We start from the raw sequence: 23,136 nt of genomic DNA on the forward strand, positions 1-23,136 counted from the left end.
CCTGCGTTATTAGATGTAATATCCGCAAGCTTCATCGCACACGGAATGCACGCCGCCAACAGCCATGTTGTCGTTTTATTCAGTTGCGGTTCGCTCTCGTTTCGCGCTGCCCATAGCTCAGTTGGATAGAGCATCAGCCTTCTAAGCTGAGGGTCGCAGGTTCGATTCCTGCTGGGCAGGCCACCCCTCGCTGATCCGTGTTTTCCCCTGTATGCATCTTTGCGGTGCAACGCTTTTTCTGCATGTTCCGCAGAAACAGGATGGCGCAAGGATTTATGAAAAATTCATTTACGGAAGACCATACGCGGGGCACAATACTTGTGTGATTTCCATTCAGCAATTTCTGATCGGAACTGCTGAGTGGGACCGCTGGCACCGTCTTTACCCTGGCTACCCCTGCTAAAGAAACGCCCGATGTCCGACGAACTCCTGATCAATTCCGTCAACAAACACTATCTCGACAAGGTGATGAACCTTGCCGAGGAAAAGGATATCAAGGCGACGGAAGACATCTTTGATGCGCGCGGCATGAAACTGGTCGCCAAGGGCGCCAAGATTTCCCGCAGCCTGCAGGAGAGGCTGATCATGCGCCGGCTAAGCAAGCCGTTCGAATCCAGCATTGCGGTGGATTCCGGTGTCGACGTCGACATGATTTCGGTGGAGGCGCAACGCATTGCCGATACGTTTGAGCCGATTCGCGCCATGCTCGGGCTGGCCGGCAACGGCACTTCGCCAGTACAACTGTTGTCGCAGATCGAGTTCGGCAGCGCGATGAGCACCATGCTCACCATTATCGAGCGCGGTGGCCAGACAGCCTTGCAGCACAGCGTGATGGTCAGTCTGATATCGATCTGTCTGGCAAGGAAATTCGGCCTGAGCAGCAAGGATCAGATGGTTGTCGCGCTGGCCGGCCTGCTGCATGACATCGGTGAGCTGTACATCGACCCGGAATATCTGCATTCGAACCGCCGTCTGTATCCCCACGAGTGGCGGCATGTGGTCGTCCATCCGCGCATCGGCCAGATGCTGATCCAGGGACTGGAAAACTATCCCCCTTCCGTTGCGCAGGCCGTGTTCGAGCATCATGAACGCTTTGACGGCGGAGGCTATCCGCGCCAGATTTCCGGCTCCCAGATCAGTGCGGCAGGGCAGGTGATTTCAGTGGCGGAAATGATTTCCGGCATATTGACCAATCAGGACCAGCCGCTGAACCGTGCCGTGCTGGCCTTGAAGATCATTCCGGGCGAACATGCGCACGAGCTGGTTTCAGCTGTCTCGGCGGCGATGCAAAAAGCGCGTGAAGAAAACGGTCCGGCGGCGGCCGATAGCGGCACGCCGACTGGCGAGGAACGACAGCAGGTGCAATCCTTGTACGAGCATATCGACGCCGTGCTGCAAGAGGAACAGAAGCTGCAGGAGTCGCCCGGATTGAGGTCGAAGAAGGCGAGCCAGCTGCTGAGCGACGTCAACCGGCGAACCAACAATATCCAGCGCGCCTTCAGCAGTACCGGCCTGGATGTATGTCTCGCTGAATCGGTTTGCATATTTGAATCGCGCAGTGTCGATATCCTGTTCGAAACCAAGGTTGCGACGAGAGAGATCGAGTGGCGGCTTCGCGACGTGGCGCGCGATCTATCCCTGCAGGCTTCCGCACTGGAGGCGCATGAGGCAGAGGCGTTTCAACCCTTGATTGCTCTGCTCGACGGACAGCACTGATTCAGGCACATTCCGTTTGAAAGTACTCTTCGGCGCGCCGCGCCTTGCGTCTGGCCTTGTCTGCCGCCTTGCCGGTGGCGGAGGCGGCATCTTCATTCGCCCACTTCTTTCGCAGCGCCAGTTTTGCGCAGGCTTTTCGCGACGCGGCTTGCGCCCGCGCGGCGCGCTGGCGATCCTTGTCGTCGATCCGTTCCGTCTTGTGGCGCGCATCCTCAAGCTGCTTCAGCGCCTTCTTTTCCTTCGCTGCCTGGCGACGCGCATCGTCGGTGTCGGCGGGCGTCGCATTGTTGATGTCGACTAGCTTGGCGTTGGGGCAGGGGGTGTCGCTGTACACGGTGCCGTGATCCGATTCACATTTGTAGATGGCAAAGGCCGGCGACGCCAGCAGGAAACTGAAGCCGAACAGCAAGGCCGGCTTCATGATGGACTTGACGGACCTTCTCATACGACTTTGCCCGGGTTCATCAGGCCCAAGGGGTCGAGCGCTTGCTTGATCGTACGCATCAGGCGCATTTCGACTTCGGATTTGTATTGAACGATTTCATTGCGTTTCAATGCGCCCAGTCCATGCTCGGCCGAGATCGAACCGCCGAAGCGGTGCACGCTGTCATGCACCACGCGATTGATTTCCGTTTGATGCGCGATAAACGCGTCGGGACAGCCATGCTCGGGCGGCGACACGTTGTAATGCAGATTGCCGTCGCCGAGATGGCCGAAAGTCACCATGCGGCAGCCGAGGAAGTTTTTCTCCAGCTCCACGTCGGTCACGCGAATGAAGTCGCCGATGCGTGAAATCGGCACCGAAATATCATGCTTGATGTTCTTGCCTTCCTCGGCCTGTGCCAGCGGAATGTGCTCGCGCAGGCTCCACAATGCTTTCGACTGCGCGATCGAGGAGGCAACGGCCGCATCCTGGATGATCGTCTGTTCCAGCGCATCGGTGATCAGGTCTTCCAGCATGGCGTTCGCATGCTCTTCCGATTCATTATCGGAAAGTTCAAGCAAGACATATTGCGGATAATTCTGCGGGAAAGGCAGACGCAGCTGCGGGAAATGCTTGCTGACCAGGCGCAGGCAAAAGTCCGACATCAATTCGAAGCCGGTCAACATCGCTCCGCATTTTTCCTGCGCCATCGACAGCAGGCGCAGCGCATCGTCCGGTGACTGCATGGCGGCCAGTGCCGTCAGCTGCGCCTTCGGTTGCGGGAACAGTTTCAGTACGGCGGCGGTAATGACGCCCAGTGTGCCTTCTGCGCCGATGAACAGATCGCGCAAATCGTAGCCGGTATTATCCTTGCGCAGCCCACGCAGGCCGCTCCACACCTCGCCTTGCGGCGTGACGACTTCCAGTCCTAGACACAGTTCGCGCGAGTTGCCATAGCGGAGCACGCCGGTACCGCCGGCATTGGTCGACAGATTGCCGCCGATGGTGCAGCTGCCTTCCGCCGCCAGCGAAAGCGGAAACAATCGGTCGGCATCGGCGGCTGCATTCTGCACCTGCTCCAGGATGCAGCCCGATTCGACTGTCATGGTGTTATTGATCGTATCGATCGCGCGAATCTTGTTCAGGCGCGCCAGCGAAAGCACGATGGCGCTGCCGCTCTCGTCCGGCACGCTGCCCAATACCAGCCCGGTATTGCCGCCCTGCGGCACGATCGGTACTTGAAATTGCGCACAGAGGCGGACCACGGTCGCCACTTCTTCGGTGGAGCCGGGCTTGATCACGGCCAGCGCCTTGCCGGTGAAGCGACGACGCCAATCGGTCAGATACCCGGCCGTGTCGGCGGCATCGGTAAGTACGTATGCGGCGCCGATGGCGTCGCGGCATTGTTGAAGGAAATCGTTCATTTGGATGCTTTTTGAATGGCCTGCTGCGCCAGTTTTTTCGCAGCCTGCTTGAAGGGGCGCAGATACAAGATAGTGCAAAAGAAGAATATGCAGACGAGCGCGACTTCGATCCATCCGAGCGTCGCGGACAGGCCCTTGTCGCTGGTTGCGCGCACGATACCTTCCATCAGGTAAAGCAGAATGAGCATCGACGACCACTGCATGGTGTAGATGTCGCGCTTCAAGACGCCGCGCAGCGGCAGCAGCAGGGGCAGCACTTTCAATACCAGCCACGAGCCGCCGGGACGCAGCGGATCAAGTACAAGTTCCCATGCCACGGCAAGGAGAATCAGCAGGATCAGGCTGCTGGCGGAGCCGTAATAAAAACCCTTTTGCATGCGGTTTTGCATCATGCGCCTCTCAATCTCGCCGCGGTTTCCGCCAGGCGGCGTCCGAGCGCGACGGTCAGCAAGTGCGTATCGGGAGAGATGGCGTTGGTCCCATTGGAACCCGACCAGTGGCTGGCCCCGTAGGGGGTGCCGCCGCTGGTGGTGGTCATCAATTCCGGATGCGTGTAGGGAAGGCCAAGCAGCAGCATGCCGTGATGCAGCAAGGGGAGCATCATCGACAGCAATGTTGCCTCCTGCCCGCCGTGGATGCTGCCGGTCGATGTGAACACGCAGGCCGGTTTGCCGGCCAGCGCACCGGACAGCCATTGTGCCGAGGTGCCGTCCCAAAAATATTTCAGCGGCGCAGCCATGTTGCCGAAGCGCGTAGGAGAACCGAGCGCCACACCCGCGCATTCTTCCAGGTCGCGCAGTTCGACGTAGGGCGCGCCTTCCTTCGGGATGGCGGGTTCGGTCGCTTCCGTCACGGCGGAGACTGCGGGCACCGTGCGCAGGCGCGCTTCGCAGCCGGGAACGCTTTCGATTCCCTGGGCGATCAGCTCTGCCATTTTGCGCGTCGTTCCGGAACGGGAATAATATAAAACAAGGATTGTGAGGTCAGGATAATTCATGCTTGCTATTATAGGACGCTTTACAACCATCCCGACCTGCCCTCAATGACGCAGCCGCAGCCTGTACAGCGCATGTTTCCGTTCAACCTGGCGATCTTCCGCAACTTTCCGTTCGACGATGTGCGCGGCCTGTTCCAGTTTGCGCGCCGGCGACTGGACGAGGAGCGCCTGCCGCAGGTCGCTGGCAGTCTGACCTTCACCACGGTGCTGGCGCTGGTGCCGATACTGACCATCGCCTTTGCGATCTTTACGACTTTTCCGCTTTTCAATACCTTTCGCGCCTCGCTGGAAGCGTATTTCATCAAGAGCCTGATGCCCAAGACGATCGCCAATACGATTTTCGGGTATCTGAATCAGTTCTCCAGCAAGGCGACTCGCTTGTCGGCCATCGGCGCGATCGGTCTGATCCTGACAGCCATCGTCATGATGCTGACCATCGACCGCGCATTCAACCATATCTGGCGCGTCAAGACGGCGCGGCCATTCATGCAGCGGCTGGTGATTTACTGGGCGGTGGTCACGCTCGGTCCGCTGCTGATCGGCGTGTCGCTCACATTCACCTCGGATCTGTTTTCGGTCACCAGCGGGCTGGGCATGAAATCCCCTGTCATTGGCGCGGTTTCATATACGCTGATCTCGGTGTTGTTGACGACGGGCGCATTCACCCTGCTTTACCTGGCGGTGCCCAACCGCCTTATCGACTGGCGGGACGCGGCCTGCGGCGGCTTGCTGGCCGCGACCGCGTTTGAAATCGCCAAGCGCATTTTCGTCATCTTCCTGACCAAATTTCCGACTTACACGGTTATTTATGGCGCGCTTGCAGCGATGCCTATTTTTCTGTTGTGGATATACCTGTCCTGGCTGATTACGTTGATGGGCGCCGTGCTCGCGGCAGCCTTGCCGGTCGTGAAGTATGAGCGCTGGTGGCACGTGGCCACGCCGGGCAGTGCCTTCGTCGACGCCATGGCGGTGCTGGAAGTACTCTATACGGCCCGCAAGAACGGCATCAATGCGGCGGTTGATGCACGAACCCTGCGGGCCCTGACGCGGCTCGGTTTCGACGAGTCGGAAGCCTTGCTGCAGAAGATGCTCGACGCCGGTTGGGTGGGACGAATCAAGTCCGAGTCGCCGAAGCGCGTTCAGTTCGGCAAGCACCTTACCGAAGGTCTGGACAGATGGGTGCTGCTCGCAAATCCGGAACAACTGAAAATTGCAGATGTGTACCGGATGTTCGTATTCAATACCGGGAGCAATGCGGTGCTGGCCAAGCAAGTCGAAGGCGCGGTGGAGCAGGGTCTGGGCCAGACCCTTGCCTCCCATTTCACTTAGAACGACGCCTCTCCGTTCGGTAAACGACTCGACATGATGGCCATCTTGGGCTTGCTTGATTTCAGGCAAGCCGGTTTTGTCGAGATGCAACTGGTATTCTTCCCGGCAAGCCGCATTCTCTTCCTGTCCTGCGCAATGGGGTTTACTCCTTCATGAAGCCGAACAACGCGTCCAGCACGGCATCCGGCTGCTCGGCCATGAGCGAATGGCCGCAGTTGTCGATTTGCACAACCCGGCATTGCGGGATGGTTTTGGTCAGTGTCGCCGTGGCTTTCGGCGGCGTCATCATGTCGCGTTTGCCGAGCACCAGCAGGGCAGGGCCGGCCAGCGACTTTGCTGCCACTTCGCCGTTTGCGTATGCATTGCAGGCAGAAAAATCCGTATAGAACACCTGTGCCGGATTCTGACGGGAGACATGCTGCATCAGTCGCTGGCTGCCGTTCATCACATAAAAGCCGGGGCCGGGGCAGGAGGGCTTCTGTGCAATCGAGGTGTGCGACCAGATGTTGACCATGTCGATCGCCATCTGCTCATTGTTTTTCGAGGCGTCGAGCAGCGCGTCGGAAACCTTCATCGGATAGGCGGTGCCAACCAGTGCCAGCCGGCCGACGCGGTCCGGCGCGCGGAATGCCGATTCCAGTGCAATCAGCGATCCCATGCTGTGTCCGATCAGCGCTGCCTTCTGCACGCCGGCAGCGTCCAGCAGGGCGATCAGCCAATCGGCCATGGCTTCCACGCTGGTCAGGGGCGCGCCCTTGCTGCGACCATGGCCGGGCAGATCCAGCGCGAGCACGCCGAACCCGTGATGCGCGAAATAGCGCGTCTGCAGAATCCATACCGAATGATCATTCTGCGCGCCGTGAATGAAGACCACCGTTGGCAGTTCTCGATTGAAGGGCTTGCCGCCGGTATAGCAATAGGCTTCCTGTCCCTGAACATTGAGCAGCATGTCACGCTCCCTTCTGCGCAGCCTTCAGGCCACGCGCCAGATCTTCGATCAAGTCGTCCGGATCCTCCAGTCCGATCGACAGCCGCATCGTTCCTTCGGTAATGCCCGCGGCCGCGAGCTGGTCGGTGGGAATACGGAAATGCGTCGTCGATGCAGGATGGATCACCAGCGACTTGGCATCGCCGACATTGGCCAGGTGCGAAAACAGCTTGAGCGCTTCGACGAAACGTCGCCCCGCGGCTCGGTTGCCTTTGAGGCTGAATGAAAACACCGCACCGCAACCCTTGGGCAGCAGCGTCCGTGCCAGCACATGATCAGGGTGCGATTCCAATTCCGGATAAGCGATCGATTCGACCGCAGCATGCGAAGCCAGGAACTCCACGATCTTGCGCGTGTTGGCAACATGCCGCTCCATGCGCAGGCTCAGCGTCTCGATGCCTTGCAGGATCGCGAAGGCATTATGCGGGCTCATGATGGCACCGAAGTCGCGCAAGCCCTCGCGCCGTGCGCGCAGCGAAAACGGCGCGACCGTCGATTCTTCCGAAAACACCATGCCGTGAAATCCGTCGTACGGCTCGCACAATTCCGCAAAGTGCCCGGTCTTCTCGTACGCAAGCTGCCAGTCGAAGGTGCCGCCGTCTACCAGCAGGCCGCCCATCGCGGTGCCATGCCCGCACAGGAATTTGGTCGCTGAATGAAAAATCAAGTCCGCGCCATGGTCGAAGGGCCGCAGCAGATAGGGCGTGGTGAAGGTCGCATCCACCATCAGTGGCAGATAGTGTTCGTGCGCAAGCTCGGCAAGCTTCGGAATGTCGAGCACGTCGAGTCCGGGATTGCCCAGCGTCTCGCCGAACAGCACCTTGGTATTCGGACGAATCGCGTTGCGCCACGCATCCAGATCGCGCGGATCGATAAACGTGGTGTCGATGCCGAAGCGTTTCATCGTATATGCCAGCAGGTTTTGCGATCCGCCGTACAGGGCGCGCGAGGCAACCACATGCGAGCCGGCGCCGGCGATTGTCGCCAGGCCGAGATGCAGCGCCGCCTGACCGCTGGCCACCGCGATGCCGGCAACGCCGCCTTCCAGTGCAGCGATGCGTTCTTCGAGCACGGCATTGGTCGGATTCGAAATACGTGAATACACGTGACCTGCGCGCTCCATGTTGAACAGCGACGCGGCGTGATCGGAATCCTTGAAGACGAACGAGGTCGTCAGATAAATCGGCGTGGCCCGCGCGCCTGTGGCGGGATCCGGTGCCGCGCCGGCGTGCAGGGACAGGGTATCGAACCCTGGATATTTGGGGGCACTCATTCGCTTGTCTCCGAAACTTGTCCTGGATCAGTTTTTTGTACAGCCACTTGAAGCTCTGCAATCCTAGCACCGAACGGCTCTTCGAGCTGTCATGCGAGCGACAGCGCTGCGCTGGATTTTTCGTGCGGCTTAGGCTACATTTCAAGTGCGACAACAACAATTAACCTGCTGGGACGACCACATGAAAGTATCCGAAATCCTAAAAGTCAAAGGCGACATTCTTTACACCGTGACGCCGGACAAGCCGATGGCAGAGGCAGTAGAGATCATGGCCGAGAAGGACATCGGCTCGCTGGTCGTCATGGAGTTCGGCGAACTGGTCGGCATGCTGACCTTCCGCGAAGTCATGAAAGCCCTGTACATGAACAAGGGCACGATCGGCTCCGAGACCGTGCGCAAGCACATGGACGATCATCCGATCACCATTACGCCGGATACCGAAGTCAACGAAGTGCGCCGCCTCATGCTGGAGCGTCATGCGCGCTACGTGCCGGTGGTGAACGCAAAAACGCTGCTTGGCGTGATTTCGTTTTACGACGTCGCCAAGGCGGTGTTCGAAGCGCAGAGTTTCGAGAACAAGATGCTCAAGGCCTATATTCGCGACTGGCCGGCAGAAGGTGACGAATAATCGTAGCGAGCGGCGATTGCGCCTATTGCATTTACCTCTTTGCGCCGTGGCATTGACTGCAGGGCCGTTCATGGGACGAACCATGAACGGCCTTTTTTATTGTATTTCCATTGAGTGAATCGCATCGGATCCGAAGCCTCGGAAGCGTCGGATACGGAAAGGATATTCAACATGCATATCGCCATCGTCGGCGCCGGCCTGGCCGGCCTGATCTGCGCACAGCGCCTTCAGGAGCAAGGACACAGCGTCATCGTTTATGAACGCAACAATCATGTCGGCGGCCGCATGGGAACCCGCCAGACCGAGCTCGGCGGCTTCGACCATGGTACTCAGTACTTCACGGCTTCCAGCGAGCGTTTCAAGAAGGAAGTCGCTCGGTGGCGCAAGGCCGGCTGGGTACTGCCATGGCAAGGAAAACTGGTCAGGCTCGAAAACGGATCGGCGAAACCGGCCGGACGCTCCAATGCCAACCAGAGGCTGGTCGCGGTGCCGGGCATGGCGGCGCTGGGCGAGCAACTTGCGCACGGCATCGAAGTACGCACGGAACAGAATGTTCATCGCATCGAACGCTACGGCGAGCAGTGGCTGCTTGCCGTCCAGTCCGATACGGTCGCGATCGATGCCAGCGCGGGCCCGTTCGACGCGGTGATTGCTGCCGTTCCCGCCGACCTTGCGCAACCGCTGCTGCAGCCGGTAGCTGCGCTTGCCGATCAGGTCGGCCAGGAACATCTCGCGCCGTGCTGGGCATTGATCCTCGGCTTCCAGCAGTCACTCGACCTCGATTACGACGGCGCATGGCTGCAGGGTTCGCGCCTGCGCTGGATCGCACGTGATACCTCCAAGCCCATGCGCCGGCCGGGCGAGCACTGGATCGGACATGCGTCGCCGGAATGGAGCGAGGAACATCTGCATGACGACCCCGAACGGGTCAAGGAAAAACTGCTGAAGGCGTTTCACGAGGCAACCGGATCGCCGGTGCAGCCGGTGTATGCCGACGTGCACTGCTGGCGGTACGCGCAGGCCACCAGCACACTGCCGGGCGATTGCCTGTGGGATGGACAGGCACGCGTCGGCGTGTGCGGCGACTGGTTCTCTGCTGGCCTGGATGGCAGCGGTCGCGTGGAGAACGCCTATTTGAGCGGCACGGCACTGGCGGAAATGATCGGCTAACCGGCGTATCATCCTGCGCGACTTTCCGTAAAGCGCGCACAATCCACCGACTCTCTACTACACTTGCGCCATCGCGTATGGGCGCCGGTCGTTTGCGTCCATGCGACGAGCAATTCGATCCGCATTCACATTTTCCTGAAAAAAAGAGATGAGCCAATCCAGTCAATTTTCGCTGCTTGCGCAACGCCGCTTCGGACCGTTCTTCTGGACGCAGTTTTTCGGCGCCTTCAACGACAACGTGTTCAAGACCGCGCTGATGACCATCCTCACCTACGAGGCCCTGAACTGGACCACGCTTGAGCCCGGATTGCTGAACAACCTCATCCCGGGCTTGTTCATTCTGCCGTTCGTGCTGTTCTCCGCGACAGCGGGGCAATTGGCCGACAAGTTTGAAAAGTCATCGTTGACGCGCTACGTCAAGTTGCTGGAAATCGCCATCATGGCGACCGCCGGATTTGGCTGGATGATGCATAGCCTCTGGCTGCTATTGGCCGCCGTGGTGGGGATGGGTTTGCACTCGACTTTATTCGGACCGGTCAAATATGCGTATCTTCCGCAGCACCTGCATCAGGACGAACTGGTCGGCGGCAACGGCGTGATCGAGATGGGCACCTTCGTCGGAATTCTTCTGGGCGAGGTGCTCGGCGCCATGCTGGTCGTGCACAAGCCATGGGGTGTCGAACTGGTGGCTTTCGGCACGATCATCATCGCCGTGATCGGCTGGCTCGTCAGCCGCCGCATTCCGCACTCGCCGGCACCCGAGCCCGCGCTGAGGATCAACTGGAACCCGTTCACCGAGATGGTTCGCAACATTCAATTTACGCGGCAGAATCGTCCGGTTTTCCTCTCGGTGCTCGGCAACTCCTGGTTCTGGTTCTACGGCGCATTGATCCTCGCGCAATTCCCGGTCTATGCGAAAGATTACCTGCATGGCGATCACAACATCTTTGTCTTGCTGCTCACGGTATTTTCAATCGGTATCGGCGCCGGCTCGCTGCTGTGTGAACGCCTGTCGGGGCACAAGGTGGAAATCGGGCTGGTCCCGTTCGGCTCGATCGGCCTGTCCGTCTTCGGTATCGACCTTTATCTTGCCAGCCTGGCCTATTCCGGCACGACGCCAGTCGACATCGCGGGATTCATCGCACAGCATGGCAGCATGCGGATTCTGTTCGATATCGTGATGATCGGCGTGTTCGGCGGCTTCTACATCGTGCCCTTGTTTGCGCTGATTCAGACGCGCTGCGACCGCAAGCATGTGTCGCGTACCATCGCCGGCATGAACATCATGAATGCGCTGTTCATGGTTGCAGCAGCGCTGTTTGCCATGGTCCTGCTGAAGATGGGTTATACCATTCCGCAGATTTTCATGGCGACCGCACTCCTGAACGCAGTAGTTGCCATTTACATTTTCTCGCTGGTGCAGGAATTCTTGATGCGCTTCCTGGCCTGGCTGCTGATCCATACCATTCACCGCGTGCACACGGTGGATACCGAGTGCATCCCGGAGGAGGGCGCGGCGGTGCTGGTCTGCAACCACGTCAGCTACGTTGACGCCATCGTCATCATGGCGGCCAGCCCGCGGCCAATCCGCTTCGTGATAGATCACCGCATCTTCAAGATTCCGCTCCTGTCCTGGATCTTCAGGACGGCAAAGGCCATTCCGATCGCGCCCGCCAAGGAAGATCCGTGGCTGATGGAAAAGGCTTTTGTCGACATTGCGCAAGCGCTGCACGAGGGCGAGCTGGTCTGCATTTTCCCCGAAGGGAAGTTGACCACGACCGGCGAAATGAATGCATTCAAGGGTGGCATCAGCAAGATCATAGACCGTACGCCGGTGCCGGTCATTCCGATGGCCTTGCGCGGCTTGTGGGGCAGCATGCTCACGCGCAGCCCCGGAAACCCCTTTGAACGTTCATTCAGGCGCGGACCGTTCTCACGCCTGTCCCTGGTGGTCGGTCAGCCGGTCGCGCCGGCGATCGCGACGCCGGAAATGCTCTACGAACAAGTGCGTGAATTGCGCGGCGAGTGGAAATAACCTTCGAGCGAAGACGGGGCATGGAATTGCCTGGCTACAGATAACCATGTAAGCCGGGCCGGCGGGCCGGATTAATGTTGCATCAATGACATCAAATGCAGTAATATTTGATGCATTTTTGATAATAATCCCGTAGCCAAGAAGAATTCCATGCATTTCTCCGAAGTGGCGGCCGGACCGCCTGGTTCAAGCACGTCTTCCGTCCTTACTCACCTCGCCGGCCAAGGCCGCCAGGCTTTTTTGAACAGCCTGTCGCAACATGCCCGTCTGATCTCGATTGAGACTCCGCTCGGAGCCGGCGCGCTGATTGTGGAGCGCTTCACGGGACGGGAATCCATGTCCGGCCAGTTTCGACTCGATGTCGACTGTCTCGCGAGCTCGGCCTATGTCGTACTCAAGACCCTGATTGGAAAAGAAGTATCGCTGCGCTTGATGCTTGCTGACGGCCGTAGCCGCTCTTTCCACGGCATTGTCGGCGAGGCCTCACAACTTGGCAGCGACGGCAGCCTTGCGAGTTATCGCCTCACGCTTGTGCCCTGGTTGCATCAGCTCACGCTGCGGCGTGACAGCTATGTCTTCCAGGACAAGACCATACTGGAGATTCTCGAAGACATCTTCAAAGACTACCCGAACGCCAGCTACCGATTTGATGTCAAGACTGCGTTGCCGCAACGTTCAATCACTATCCAGTATCGTGAAAGCGACTACGACTTCGTCGCCCGCCTGCTGGCGGAAGAAGGCCTGAACTTCTTTTTCGAGCATGAAGCTGAGCAAGCCGGTGCGATTCCCGACGCTTATGCCGCAGGCATGCGTCATCGCCTGGTCGTGTTCGACGACAACGCTGCGCTGCGCGCATGCGCGCAATCCGAGATCCGTTTCCACCGCGCCGATATTGCCGAAACCACCGACTCCATCACGCATTTCGTGCAGCGCCGCCAGATGCAGTCAAATGCAGTCGCGCTGGCAAGCTGGGACTACAAGAACCTCGTAGCGCACGCCGCAGAAGAATCAGTGCAGGCGCGACCCGACGCGATACCCGCACTGGAGATCTACCAGGGCTCAGGCGCCTATCGCTACACCGACATTAAAGAGAGCGCGCGCATTGCCCGCGCACGGGCTGAATCGCTCGGCCTCGCCCAACATGTCATCAGTGGAGAAGGGGCTGCCCGAGCACTGAGCATTGGCACCTGGTTCACCCTGATCGGACATCCGGATGCCGATGGCGACTACGCGGTGCTATCGATCGAACATCGTGGCGCCAACAACCTGGCGCACGGCGCGGCAGAACTGGCGCAGCGCGCCGATATCGAAGCCGGCACCTACCGCAATCAGTTCACCTGCGCGCCACGCGTCACACCGATTCGCCCCGGATATCATTTCCCCAAACCGGTCGCGCCTGGCGTACAGACTGCATTGGTGGTTGGTGTCGCCAGCGAGGAAATCACGACCGAACGCGACCATCGCATCAAGATCCAGTTTCTCTGGCAGCGTGGAGCGCGGGCGACACCAGGCCAACTGGAACACCCGACGTCATCGAATGCGCCGGGTGACAATACGTCCGGCACCTGGGTGCGCGTCGCAGAACCGGCCGCCGGCGCCAATTGGGGGGTCTCATTCATCCCGCGCATCGGTCAGGAAGTGTGCGTCGATTTTATCGACGGCGACATCGACCGCCCGGTCGTTGTCGGGCAACTCTACAACGGTGCCGACCTGCCGCCTTTTCACGGCGCGGACAATCACCCCGGCGCCCTGGCTGGCATTAAGTCAAAAGAATATGGCGCGAACGGTTTCAACCAGTGGGCGATCGACGACACACCGGGGCAATTGCGTCAGACAGTGGCGTCGACTTATGAAGTGAGCCAACTGAACATCGGCTACCTGATCCGTCAAAGCGGAAATATCCGGAGCGCATACCGTGGCATCGGGTTCGAACTCGCCACCGATGCATGGAGTAGCTTGCGCGGCAAGCGCGGCATCTTCCTGTCGACGACGCAGAGAGCCTTTGCGACGTCGACACAACTCGACACGCAAGAAGCTCAGAACAGGTTCAAGGCAGCCAGCGAGCTCGCGCAAACTTTGTCGAATGCCGCGACCCAGCATCAGGCAACGCCACTCGCCATCCAGGCCGGATTGGAAAATTTGAAGGTCAATGTGACAGGCAAGGAAAATGCGGACGGTCACGACGTCGCAGCCTTCGAACAACCTGCCGCACTGTTCGACAGCCAGGCCGGCATCCATATTGCGACACCGGCATCATCAGTCATCTTCGCGGGGCAGGACATAACGATGACGGCAGAATCGTCGATGCGCGCGACCGCGGGGCAGGCAGCCTCGATCGTGGCCGCGAAGGCTGCATCGCTGTTTACCCATGCCGGTGGCGCGAAAGTGATCGCTGCGAAGGAAACCGTGTCGGTGCGAGCACACACCGGACCGATGGATGTGCTGGCAGACCAGGCGCTGATCGTCACCTCCAGCAATGCGAATATCACGCTGCAGGCGAAGAACGAAATTCTGCTCGCGTCCGGTGGCGGATATATCAAGCTTGCTGGAGCGGATATCGATATTCACTGTCCGGCATCGGTATCGGTGAAGGGGAGTACGCATGACTTCCTGGGAGCGGGAAGCCATGCAGCGCGCTTGCCTGGGTTACCCAACGCGAGTACAACACTTTCACCCAATGACCTCGATATAACGCATTTGTATCACGACAATGAGGGCCTCCAGAATGCCAGGTATGAAATCCGTTTCTCGGATGGCAGCAAGCGCACTGGAGTGACTGACGCCGCAGGCATGGTGCGACTGAACGATGTGCCCCCCGGCCCAGCGCGCATTCGCTTCAAACCGGATGCACGCCAATATGAAATGAAAAGCCGATCGGACAACCCCGACTACAAGAGCAATTTCAGCGAGGGCGATATCAACAATCTCATGCAGAAATACAGGGGGTGGGCATGAGCGCGGCAGAATTTAAGCGTAGTGCGCTGGAAGTCGGCGAATGGTTGTGGGGCGCGGTCCAAGGTGGTTTCAACGACAAACTGAGCATCGGTCAGATTGCCTTCGACGCGACGCTGAGTGCCTTTCCGATCGCTGGCGAAGTAACCGCAGCACGCGATGTCATTGCCCAGCTTATCCGCATGAGCAAGGCGCCAAAGCTATGGCAAGAGGTGATGGAATGGGTTGCGCTGCTCTTGCCATTATTGGCGATCGTGCCATTGCTGGGAGGTTTGCTCAAGGGGATAGGCAAACTCGTGATGAAAGCGGGTAAAAGCGCGGCACAAGACAGAGAGATCCTGCAAGCCATCATCCAGTTATGCAACCGGCTCGGTCACGGCGACGCCGTCAAGTTCGTCAAGCAACTCGATTTCGCGAAATATCAGGGAAAACTAATTGAGGGTTTCAACACCATTTGTCAGCGAATCGACGACACCCTGCGCGTCTTGTCAGATCGCTTGAAGTCCGTTTTGCCCAAAGAGGTCTTGGAGGAATTTGCGGACTTGCAGAACGCGCTCGCCAAGCTCAAGGAGCAAGGCGGACGCATGATCCCGGAAGCGATCAAGGAGCTTAACGCGCGACTAAAAAAATACAGGCGCAGCTCTATGAAGGTGAATGGCATACGGTCCAGACCGCCATGAAGAACACGACCCGCGAAGCTGAAGCGCGTCTCGTGGAGCACGGCACACCGGCGTCACATCCGAAGAGCAAGGGATTCCCGCAGAATCGCTTTGAGGATTATCAGCATGTGGAAGGGTGGCCGAATTTGGCGAAGCGGGCTAAATACAACGATACGCTAGAAAAGTGGGAAGATCTCGAAGTGATTGAGGCGTTCTCCGGGCCGATTCACGCGGTCAAGTTTAGGGGGCCGAAGACGATATACCGGGTGCTTAAGCCCGGCAGGAATGGCAAAGCATCTCCTTGGTGGACAGAGACGCTTCCTCCCGATTCACAGGTCTGGCGCGAGGATCTCGCAGTTCTTGACAACTTCAACCTCAACAATTTTTTCGTCAAATTTGAAATTCCGGCCGGACGAGAACTAAAAGTATGGAAAGGCAAGGCTGCAGAGCAGTTCAATAGCGAATCAGGGCAATTCCTGGCTGGTGGCGGCATGCAGGTTTACATTGATTGGCCCGCAGACTTGAAAGCCTTGATTGAAAAACTTCCAAGCCTGTCTACAGGGTGGGGAAAGACCACCAATAGGTATGGCTATGAAATCGCGGCCAATGCGAAAAATGGGGCTTCGGTCGACAAGCTCTTAAGTAATGAGTACGCGACGAAGCAAGCTAAAACAGGAACTAAGTGATGATGACCGAAGACGACCGGAAAAGGGTGTTCTGGCTATTAAGAAAATATAGCTCTTACACCGCATGGAAAGCATTGGGCGACGCGTTCCAAGCATTTACCGACGGCTGGGAATATGCCGTAAACCATGTTCACCCGCCCCTTGATTCGGATGATTTCTGGGTGGAGGCGCTCAAGAGTTTTTGGAAAGGCTGTGAAGGCTTTGACAGAGGGTTGCCCCTCTTGAAACAAGGTGACCGCTATATCTTCAGGAACAAAGCGAATTGGCTGATTAAACATCAGATCAAATATGCGTACCGATTAATGGATCCGGTGGAGTATGTACATGATTGGATGGTAAACAAAGAGGAAATCTATAACGCGCATTTACAAGTTGAAGAGTACAAGAGGCTTTTTTACATTGCGGAAAATCCGGACAAGACGCTGCCCGCAACCTTTAAAGCGAAGACCGTATTTTTCACAGACACTTGGCCACGGCATCTTGATTATTCACAATTCAACTTTCCATCTCAATTACCTGACGTTCCAGAGCCCACAAAGACAATTGTCGATTCTGGAAAAGAAGTGTCGGTCGATGGCATCTGGGAACCTGAATGGCTTGATCCGTCCATTAAACAGAGCCGGGTCGTCAAACTTTGTAGCCTGTTCGTGCCCAGCGAACCGGACGCCCTGCAAAAGGGGTGCATGAATTACTTGATCGCTGGAACGACCGCGCCACTCTACAGGGACGGAACGGATGAGCCAGCCATACCAGTACGCTGGCGCTTGATCTGGCAAGACACGCGCTATTTAGACGGCACCATTCCCGACGAGGAAAAAGAATACCTTGAATCTGCGCCCGAGCGTCAGCGCGACGAATTGGACTCGAGTGTGTTGCGTGCAACGGCAGGCGAGGAATGCCCGCGCGCGGGCTATTGGCAATCGCAAGACGGAAAGACCGAAACACGTTTCTACATGGAGCGCGAGAGTTTTGCCGATCTTGATTCCGGTTACGGTCTTACGATATGGCAGTACGTGGGCAAAAGCCGGCGGACCGAGTAAGTGTCTCGACTGGTTGCCGCTTTTGTGAAATGTGCGGCGCACGTCGTTCACCGGCTTTGATGCAAAAAGAATCAGTCTTCACTGCGACGAACGGACGTCGTATCCATTTTAATTGTAAAACGTCTTGGCGCAATCGACGGGGACCGGTGCGCACTGTAAGTAGCGTCGCTCCTTCGCGGCTGATCAATCTGTCTACCGATGATTTTCGGCGCTTCTATGCTCCGGAGGATTGTGGCCGCATCGGCTCATCTTCCCCCGTCATCTGCGGCGCCGCCAACGGCAATGTGAGGATGAAGGCGCTTCCGACGCCCGGTTCGCTTTGGACGCGGATCCGGCCTCCCAATATTCCTGTCACGATATTGTGAGTGATGTTCAGCCCCAGCCCCGAACCGCCTGCGCCAAGCTTGGTCGTGAAGAATGGATCAAAGATGCGGTTCAGATTGGAAAAAGGGATGCCGATGCCGTTGTCTCGGACGGTCAGTTCCAGCCAGCCGTCTTCGGTCGTGACTGCGGTAATGGAGACAATGCCCGATGAACGCCCCTCGAATCCGTGCAGCAGCGCGTTATTGACGAGGTTGGTGATCACCTGGCCGAGCGGGCCCGGGTAGCTGTCCATCGTCAAGGCTTCCGGAATACTCTGTTTCACGATGAATGATGTCTTCTTGAGCGTTGGCCACATGGTCAACATGATTTCGGATACCACTTCCGCAACCGAGAATTTGCGGCGCTGGGAACTGGTCTGGTCGACCGCAACTTGTTTGAAGCTGTTGACGAGATTGGCCGCCCGCTGCAAATTCCGCACGAGGATGTCGCCCGCCTTCCCGGCGTCGCCGATATAGCCTTCCAGCGTCGAACGCTTCAATCCGTTGCTTGCATAACTGGTGCTCAAGGCGCGCGTTTGATCGGCCAGGGTGCTGGCCACCATCAGGCTGTTGCCGATGGGCGTGTTGAGCTCGTGCGCGATGCCGGCGACGAGCGACCCCAGGGCGGCCAGTTTTTCGCTGCGCACCAGTTCTTCCTGCGCCTTGTTTAGCGTTTCCAGTGTGTAGGCAAGCTCCTCGTTTGCCTGTTGCAGCTCTTCGGTGCGTTCGATGACACGTTGCTCCAGAGTGGCATTCAGCTCGCGGATTTCATTTTCGATGCGACGCTTGTCCGTCACGTCCGTGCAGGCAAGAATGCCGAACTTGTCGCCGGCAAGGAAAAAGGTGTGGCCAGAAAATTGCACCAGGACTTTGCTGCCGTCACCACGAAACATCCATACTTCGCGTCCGCTGTCGGTTGCGCCTGTTTCCTTGAGTTCTTCGATGAGGGACTTGCGGTCCGCCATGTCGCAATACAATGACAGTTCAGCTGTGCTTTTTCCGATGACCGAATCGCGGTCTCGCAGGAAAAGTTTTTCAAACGCACGGTTGACATCCTTGACGATGTAATTGCCGCGCACCTGCGTGACGAACATCGCGATCGGCGACGACTGGAAAATCGTGGAAAAGCGCAGTTCACTGCTGCGCAATTCCTCTTCTGCGCGTTTGCGCTCCAGCTCAGCCGATGCACGTTCGCTGAATACCTGCAGCAACGATTTCACGAGGTCGGGATTGCCCAGCATTTCCGAGTGCATCACCGCCAGCAGGCCGATGGTATTTCCCGCAGTATCGCGTAGAGGTGCGCCGGCGTAGCTGTCCCAGGCATATCCCGGCAGCAGATGGGTATCGAGAAATTCCGCTTGCAGGCCGCTTGGGAATACGCAGATATTTCCTTCCAGCGTGCGCTCACATGGCGTGCCCGTGCAGGTGAATTCAAAGTCATCGATGCTGCGTCCCTTGGCGTAAGCGGCGATCGTCCGTATCGCGCTTTGCGAGCCGTCCATGCGCAGACCGATGAATGCGCAATCGGTACGCAATGCCGAGGCAAGATCCGCCACCAAAAGCTCGAAGAAGGATTCTCCAGCGAGGTCGCGCGTATCTTGCGCCAGGCGCAGCAGAGCGCGGTCGGCCTCCGCTTTTTGTTCTTCGAGAATGCGCTGGTCGGTGACGTCGCGGACGGCGGAGAGGATATAGCTTTCGTCGCCCGCGCTGAAAATCGTCGCATTGCTCATGCATTTGCGAATGTCGCCGTGCTTGGTGCGCATCTCCCATTCGAAGTTGCGCACGATGTTATTGCTGTTGAGCGCGTGCAGGAAAGCGTCTCGCCGCTCGGGGTCGTGCCAGATGCCGAGCTCGGTCGTCGTCCGACCGATCGACTCTTCGCGACTGTAACCGGTCGTCGCTTCACATGTCTGGTTGACCTCGATCAGTTTGCCGTCGCTCATGCGGGTAATCGAAATCGAGTCAGGGTTGCATTGGAATGCGCCGGCGAATTTCGCTTCGGACAGTGTCAGCGCATCCTCCGCGCGGCGCTTCTCGGTGATGTCTTCCGCGATCGACAGCAAGCGATCGTACTTGCCCGCCGTGTCGGAAATGGTGGTGTGGCTCCATTGGCAGATGATGATTTCTCCATCGGCGCGCAGGTTTTGGCAGATATTGCGGCTGTCGCCCTTGCCGCCGGTTAGGTTGCGAAACGCGGCGTTGACGGAGTCAGGGCCCGAGTCGGGCAGAATGAAGCCTGCATGCTGTCCGATTGCGCGATCGCGCGGATAGCCGAAAATTCTCTCGGCTGCGGCATTCCATTCAATGACCTTGTAGGCGCTGTCCCACTCGACGATGGCGATCGGGCTTTGTTCAACCAGCGCACGGTAGCGCTCTTCGCGCTCGTACAGCTCCTGCTCAATGTGTTTGCGCTTGTCGATGTCCTGCTCGAGTTCGCGATTCTTCCGATCGACTTCCTCGAACAGTTTGCGCAAGCCGATGCGGGTATCCTCCATGCGACGGCTGAGCATGCCGATTTCGTCCAGCCGGCGCCATGTGAATGGCACGTCGAGCTGCCTTCCCGCCAGCCTGTCCGCGCCCGCACCGAGCTTTTGCAAGGGTCTCACCAGACGGCGGTCGAGCAGGATGAGGATCAGCACAATGGATAACACCGCTTGCGCCAGCACCGCAGCCATGGATTCCAGCAATCCCTTGAGCATCACAGCACGCAGCCGTGTGCTGCCGACTTCAATCCTGACCAAGCCGATCGGGCTACCGCGGTAGATCACAGGTTTTTCAGTCGTGGCGGTATAGCCTGCCCGGCGTTCGGCGCGCTCTCCGGAAACGAAAATGCCGAGCTTATTGTCGCGCACCTCGATCCGTACAATGTCTTCATTGCGCCCGATCATCGTATCGAGCAGGGCGCGGCCGCTTTCCTGATTGATGTTCCACAGTGGTTCCTGCATCCCGCTGGCGAGAACGTCGGCATTGAGTTGCGACAAGTCTTCGGTCTGCTTGCGAATGTCGTCGTGATAGCGCTTGAACCATGAATACCCGCTGATCAGGCCGACCGGAATCAGCAGGCTCAGCACGACCACCAGCACGATGGCGCGCCGCAGCGTCAGGGTTCGCCCGCTCATGAACATGGATATTCCGCTCCAATGCGCGTGAAAGCCGGATGAGGATGATTTGCGCGCATCGCGCCCTTGCTCTTATTGACGACCACTGTCCGTCAGCCAGTCCGTGAGTTGATCGACGGTCATCGGGCGCGCAAACAAGTAGCCTTGCGCCAGCGGGCAGCCGAGTGTGGTCAGGATGGCTGCCTGGCGGTCATCTTCCACGCCTTCGGCAATGACGGTGAGCCCGAGATTGCGGCCCAGCTGAATCACCATTTCGGCGATGCTGCTGCCGCGCAACGAACTGGTAATTTCAGTAACGAAGCTGCGGTCAATCTTGAGGCGGTCCACCCGCAGTCTCTGCAAGTAGCTCAATGACGAGAAGCCGGTGCCGAAATCGTCGATTGCGATGCTGACGCCGATCTTCTTGATCTGATCCAGCAATTCGATCAATGCATCCGGCTCTTCCATGGCGATCGACTCGGTGATCTCCAGCTCGATGCGAGAGGGGGGCGCCTGCGTTGCAGCGATCGCCTCGCGCAGCATGTCGAGGAAACGGGGATGGCGGAACTGCACTTGTGAAACGTTGATCGACATCGTGAAATCGCCGTAACCCATGCTTCTCAGTCGCACCAGTTCGCGGCAGGCCTCATGCATCACAAATTCGCCGATCTCGATGATCAATCCTGAATACTCGGCGATCGGTATGAAGCGATCGGGAGGAATGAACGTGCCGTCACTGGTCCGCCAGCGCAGCAAGGCTTCTGCACCGACGGTTTTCCTGGTAACCAGATCGATTTGCGGCTGATAGACCAGGAACAATTCTTTTCGCTCAAATGCATTGCGCAACGCATGCATCATGCGCACCCGTTCGCGGATGTCCACGCCCATGCTGCGCGAGAAATAGAAATGCCCGGCACGCTGCAATAGCTTGGCGCGCTTGAGCGCGATGTCGGCGTCTTTCAACGCGTCGGCGCCGGAGCCTTCGTATTCCGCCAGTCGCACCAGGCCGGCGGTTGCCGAAAGCTGCACGTCCTGGCCATCGATGCTGAAGGGCTTGGCAAACAACTCCAGCAGTACACCAGGACTGACGAGCGCAGGGTCGCCGAGTACGCCGAAGGTGTCGCCCGCCACGCGAGCGATGGCCAATTGATTGCCAAGCTGCGCCTCGAGGCGGGCGGCGACGCCGAGCAGCAGCAAGTCGCCGAACTGGTGCCCGAACGCATCATTGGTTTCGGCAAAATGATCGATGTCGACCAGTGCCAGCGTTGCGTCGGGCCTCGGCGACTGCATCAGTGCAGTGTCGATCAGTTCCTTCAGGCGCGCCCGGTTGGGCAGCTTGGTAAGCGGATCGTAAAACGCGAAGTTGTGCAAACGGTGGAGCAGCAGGACATTATCGAGCCCGACCGCAATGTTGCGACAGAAGACTTCAAGCAGGCCTTGCTCGATCTCGTTGAGCGCGCGGGAGGTATTGATGAATGCCGTGAAGTGTCCGTTTGGACAGCCGCCGAAATACAGGGTTGTGAAATCCGGACCGTAGATATTGCGGCGTTCATTGAGCGAGCGCGTGAGCGTGTCTCTGACCGCGACATCCCGCAGTGTGCGCGCGGAGGTCTTGTGCAGATCCGCATAGCGACCGGCCGCCGCGATCACGGACATCTCTTCGCTATCGGCGGTGTGGAGGTCCCGCATGCACAGCAAACCGTCCGCATCCATCTCCAGCAGTTCCGCAACCTGGTCGATAATGCCCGCGGCGAAGTTGTCCAGGCCGTGCAAGGCCATCAGAGCGGTGCTGGCGCGCACGATCTTGTCGAGACCTCGCCGGCTCGCATTGATGGTCCGTATCTGCTCATACGAGCGGATCGCTGCGGTTACCGTCGTATAGAGTTTGATGCGAGTGAGCTCGGACTTGGTCTTGTAGTCATTGATATCGAAATCACGGATCGCTTCGATTTCCGGGGCGTAGCCCGGCTGGCCTGTGCGCAGGATGATGCGCACTTCGGTGAGTTTGAGCGATTCGCGGATATGCCGGACCAATTGCAGGCCGGAGTCTCCGTGTTCCATCACCACGTCCAGCAGGATCACCGCGATGTCGCGCTGCCGAGCCAATAGATCCCGCGCTTGCGCAGCCGAGTAGGCGTGCACGAATTCCAGCGGTCGATGCTGCATTTCCAGATTGCTGAGGGCGAATGTGGTCGCCGAATGCACGTCCGCATCATCGTCGACGATCATTACCCGCCAAACGCCGTTTGTCGAGGCGCGCAAAGGAGCATCGGGCGGAGCAGATGCTTCGTCCAGAAATACGAGTTCGTCGCTCATCGACGCGCTCGATCTACTCATTGTCCCCTCCAGATCCCC

18 protein-coding genes and 1 tRNA gene are annotated in these 23,136 nt (G+C 58.3%); 11 read left to right on the forward strand and 8 right to left on the reverse strand.

What is annotated here, in order from left to right; genetic code table 11:
- Window positions 1-106 precede the first annotated feature (106 nt).
- Together VJ651_RS08130 and VJ651_RS08135 are read left to right on the forward strand one after the other, a co-directional pair.
- Window positions 107-183 (forward strand) — tRNA-Arg (locus VJ651_RS08130).
- Between the two features lie 231 nt (window positions 184-414).
- Window positions 415-1,716: an HD-GYP domain-containing protein gene (locus tag VJ651_RS08135; protein WP_324106966.1), complete on the forward strand. Its 1,302-nt coding sequence runs from the start codon at window positions 415-417 to the stop codon at window positions 1,714-1,716.
- A 1-nt stretch (window position 1,717) separates the two neighbouring features.
- Here the strand turns inward: VJ651_RS08135 and VJ651_RS08140 are convergent, their stop codons facing one another.
- From VJ651_RS08140 to wrbA, 4 genes are read right to left on the reverse strand one after another with little or no spacing between them, the layout of a single operon-like run.
- A complete protein-coding gene (locus tag VJ651_RS08140; protein ID WP_324106967.1) occupies window positions 1,718-2,161 on the reverse strand; it encodes a DUF4124 domain-containing protein in 444 nt (147 codons plus the stop codon).
- Window positions 2,158-3,564, reverse strand: coding sequence for an FAD-binding oxidoreductase (locus VJ651_RS08145; RefSeq protein WP_324106968.1), 1,407 nt, complete (start codon window positions 3,562-3,564; stop codon window positions 2,158-2,160). Before VJ651_RS08145 ends, VJ651_RS08140 begins: the two co-directional genes overlap by 4 nt.
- Window positions 3,561-3,953, reverse strand: a complete 393-nt coding sequence (locus VJ651_RS08150; protein WP_324107006.1) for a DUF2069 domain-containing protein — start codon at window positions 3,951-3,953, stop codon at window positions 3,561-3,563. The genes VJ651_RS08145 and VJ651_RS08150 overlap by 4 nt, the downstream gene beginning before the upstream one ends.
- Window positions 3,953-4,561 (reverse strand): NAD(P)H:quinone oxidoreductase, encoded by a 609-nt coding sequence (gene wrbA, locus VJ651_RS08155; RefSeq protein WP_136418073.1) that lies wholly within the window; start codon window positions 4,559-4,561, stop codon window positions 3,953-3,955. Before wrbA ends, VJ651_RS08150 begins: the two co-directional genes overlap by 1 nt.
- 72 nt (window positions 4,562-4,633) lie before the next feature.
- Here wrbA and VJ651_RS08160 point away from each other — a divergent pair, with 72 nt between their 5' ends.
- Together VJ651_RS08160 and VJ651_RS08165 are read left to right on the forward strand one after the other, a co-directional pair.
- The gene (locus tag VJ651_RS08160; protein ID WP_324106969.1) at window positions 4,634-5,890 is read left to right on the forward strand and encodes a YihY family inner membrane protein; all 1,257 of its coding nucleotides are present in this window, start codon (window positions 4,634-4,636) and stop codon (window positions 5,888-5,890) included.
- A 33-nt stretch (window positions 5,891-5,923) separates the two neighbouring features.
- Window positions 5,924-6,046 (forward strand): hypothetical protein, encoded by a 123-nt coding sequence (locus tag VJ651_RS08165; protein WP_324106970.1) that lies wholly within the window; start codon window positions 5,924-5,926, stop codon window positions 6,044-6,046.
- On the opposite strand, the gene VJ651_RS08170 is transcribed toward VJ651_RS08165, so the two are convergent.
- Both VJ651_RS08170 and VJ651_RS08175 read right to left on the reverse strand, forming a co-directional pair.
- Window positions 6,033-6,839 (reverse strand): alpha/beta hydrolase, encoded by an 807-nt coding sequence (locus VJ651_RS08170; RefSeq protein WP_324106971.1) that lies wholly within the window; start codon window positions 6,837-6,839, stop codon window positions 6,033-6,035. The genes VJ651_RS08165 and VJ651_RS08170 overlap by 14 nt on opposite strands.
- 1 nt (window position 6,840) lies before the next feature.
- Window positions 6,841-8,151 (reverse strand): O-acetylhomoserine aminocarboxypropyltransferase, encoded by a 1,311-nt coding sequence (locus tag VJ651_RS08175; protein WP_324106972.1) that lies wholly within the window; start codon window positions 8,149-8,151, stop codon window positions 6,841-6,843.
- Between the two features lie 181 nt (window positions 8,152-8,332).
- Here VJ651_RS08175 and VJ651_RS08180 point away from each other — a divergent pair, with 181 nt between their 5' ends.
- The 7 genes from VJ651_RS08180 to VJ651_RS08210 all read left to right on the forward strand — a co-directional run bounded on the left by VJ651_RS08180 (window position 8,333) and on the right by VJ651_RS08210 (window position 17,321).
- The gene (locus tag VJ651_RS08180; protein WP_324106973.1) at window positions 8,333-8,779 is read left to right on the forward strand and encodes a CBS domain-containing protein; all 447 of its coding nucleotides are present in this window, start codon (window positions 8,333-8,335) and stop codon (window positions 8,777-8,779) included.
- Window positions 8,780-8,950: 171 nt separating this feature from the next.
- Window positions 8,951-9,949: an NAD(P)/FAD-dependent oxidoreductase gene (locus tag VJ651_RS08185; RefSeq protein ID WP_324106974.1), complete on the forward strand. Its 999-nt coding sequence runs from the start codon at window positions 8,951-8,953 to the stop codon at window positions 9,947-9,949.
- Between the two features lie 148 nt (window positions 9,950-10,097).
- Window positions 10,098-11,984 (forward strand): MFS transporter, encoded by a 1,887-nt coding sequence (locus VJ651_RS08190; protein WP_324106975.1) that lies wholly within the window; start codon window positions 10,098-10,100, stop codon window positions 11,982-11,984.
- Window positions 11,985-12,134: 150 nt separating this feature from the next.
- Window positions 12,135-14,939 (forward strand): type VI secretion system Vgr family protein, encoded by a 2,805-nt coding sequence (locus VJ651_RS08195; protein WP_324106976.1) that lies wholly within the window; start codon window positions 12,135-12,137, stop codon window positions 14,937-14,939.
- On the forward strand, window positions 14,936-15,616 hold the full coding sequence (locus tag VJ651_RS08200) for a hypothetical protein (RefSeq protein ID WP_324106977.1): 681 nt from the start codon (window positions 14,936-14,938) through the stop codon (window positions 15,614-15,616). The genes VJ651_RS08195 and VJ651_RS08200 overlap by 4 nt, the downstream gene beginning before the upstream one ends.
- Window positions 15,613-16,281, forward strand: a complete 669-nt coding sequence (locus VJ651_RS08205) for a hypothetical protein (protein WP_324106978.1) — start codon at window positions 15,613-15,615, stop codon at window positions 16,279-16,281. The genes VJ651_RS08200 and VJ651_RS08205 overlap by 4 nt, the downstream gene beginning before the upstream one ends.
- The gene (locus tag VJ651_RS08210) at window positions 16,281-17,321 is read left to right on the forward strand and encodes an Imm72 family immunity protein (RefSeq protein ID WP_324106979.1); all 1,041 of its coding nucleotides are present in this window, start codon (window positions 16,281-16,283) and stop codon (window positions 17,319-17,321) included. The genes VJ651_RS08205 and VJ651_RS08210 overlap by 1 nt, the downstream gene beginning before the upstream one ends.
- 214 nt (window positions 17,322-17,535) lie before the next feature.
- On the opposite strand, the gene VJ651_RS08215 is transcribed toward VJ651_RS08210, so the two are convergent.
- Window positions 17,536-20,802, reverse strand: a complete 3,267-nt coding sequence (locus tag VJ651_RS08215; RefSeq protein ID WP_324106980.1) for a PAS domain S-box protein — start codon at window positions 20,800-20,802, stop codon at window positions 17,536-17,538.
- Between the two features lie 72 nt (window positions 20,803-20,874).
- Window positions 20,875-23,118, reverse strand: coding sequence for an EAL domain-containing protein (locus tag VJ651_RS08220; RefSeq protein WP_324106981.1), 2,244 nt, complete (start codon window positions 23,116-23,118; stop codon window positions 20,875-20,877).
- Window positions 23,119-23,136 lie beyond the last annotated feature (18 nt).

This window comes from Noviherbaspirillum sp., assembly GCF_035254865.1.
Classification (GTDB): domain Bacteria; phylum Pseudomonadota; class Gammaproteobacteria; order Burkholderiales; family Burkholderiaceae_D; genus Noviherbaspirillum.

Coding starts and splice junctions, on each gene's coding strand:
- VJ651_RS08135 (WP_324106966.1), top strand. CDS start 415: ATGTCCGACGAACTCCTGATCAATTCCGTCAACAAACACTATCTCGAC.
- VJ651_RS08140 (WP_324106967.1), bottom strand. CDS start 2,161: ATGAGAAGGTCCGTCAAGTCCATCATGAAGCCGGCCTTGCTGTTCGGC.
- VJ651_RS08145 (WP_324106968.1), bottom strand. CDS start 3,564: ATGAACGATTTCCTTCAACAATGCCGCGACGCCATCGGCGCCGCATAC.
- VJ651_RS08150 (WP_324107006.1), bottom strand. CDS start 3,953: ATGCAAAACCGCATGCAAAAGGGTTTTTATTACGGCTCCGCCAGCAGC.
- wrbA (WP_136418073.1), bottom strand. CDS start 4,561: ATGAATTATCCTGACCTCACAATCCTTGTTTTATATTATTCCCGTTCC.
- VJ651_RS08160 (WP_324106969.1), top strand. CDS start 4,634: ATGTTTCCGTTCAACCTGGCGATCTTCCGCAACTTTCCGTTCGACGAT.
- VJ651_RS08165 (WP_324106970.1), top strand. CDS start 5,924: ATGATGGCCATCTTGGGCTTGCTTGATTTCAGGCAAGCCGGTTTTGTC.
- VJ651_RS08170 (WP_324106971.1), bottom strand. CDS start 6,839: ATGCTGCTCAATGTTCAGGGACAGGAAGCCTATTGCTATACCGGCGGC.
- VJ651_RS08175 (WP_324106972.1), bottom strand. CDS start 8,151: ATGAGTGCCCCCAAATATCCAGGGTTCGATACCCTGTCCCTGCACGCC.
- VJ651_RS08180 (WP_324106973.1), top strand. CDS start 8,333: ATGAAAGTATCCGAAATCCTAAAAGTCAAAGGCGACATTCTTTACACC.
- VJ651_RS08185 (WP_324106974.1), top strand. CDS start 8,951: ATGCATATCGCCATCGTCGGCGCCGGCCTGGCCGGCCTGATCTGCGCA.
- VJ651_RS08190 (WP_324106975.1), top strand. CDS start 10,098: ATGAGCCAATCCAGTCAATTTTCGCTGCTTGCGCAACGCCGCTTCGGA.
- VJ651_RS08195 (WP_324106976.1), top strand. CDS start 12,135: ATGCATTTCTCCGAAGTGGCGGCCGGACCGCCTGGTTCAAGCACGTCT.
- VJ651_RS08200 (WP_324106977.1), top strand. CDS start 14,936: ATGAGCGCGGCAGAATTTAAGCGTAGTGCGCTGGAAGTCGGCGAATGG.
- VJ651_RS08205 (WP_324106978.1), top strand. CDS start 15,613: ATGAAGAACACGACCCGCGAAGCTGAAGCGCGTCTCGTGGAGCACGGC.
- VJ651_RS08210 (WP_324106979.1), top strand. CDS start 16,281: ATGATGACCGAAGACGACCGGAAAAGGGTGTTCTGGCTATTAAGAAAA.
- VJ651_RS08215 (WP_324106980.1), bottom strand. CDS start 20,802: ATGAGCGGGCGAACCCTGACGCTGCGGCGCGCCATCGTGCTGGTGGTC.
- VJ651_RS08220 (WP_324106981.1), bottom strand. CDS start 23,118: ATGAGTAGATCGAGCGCGTCGATGAGCGACGAACTCGTATTTCTGGAC.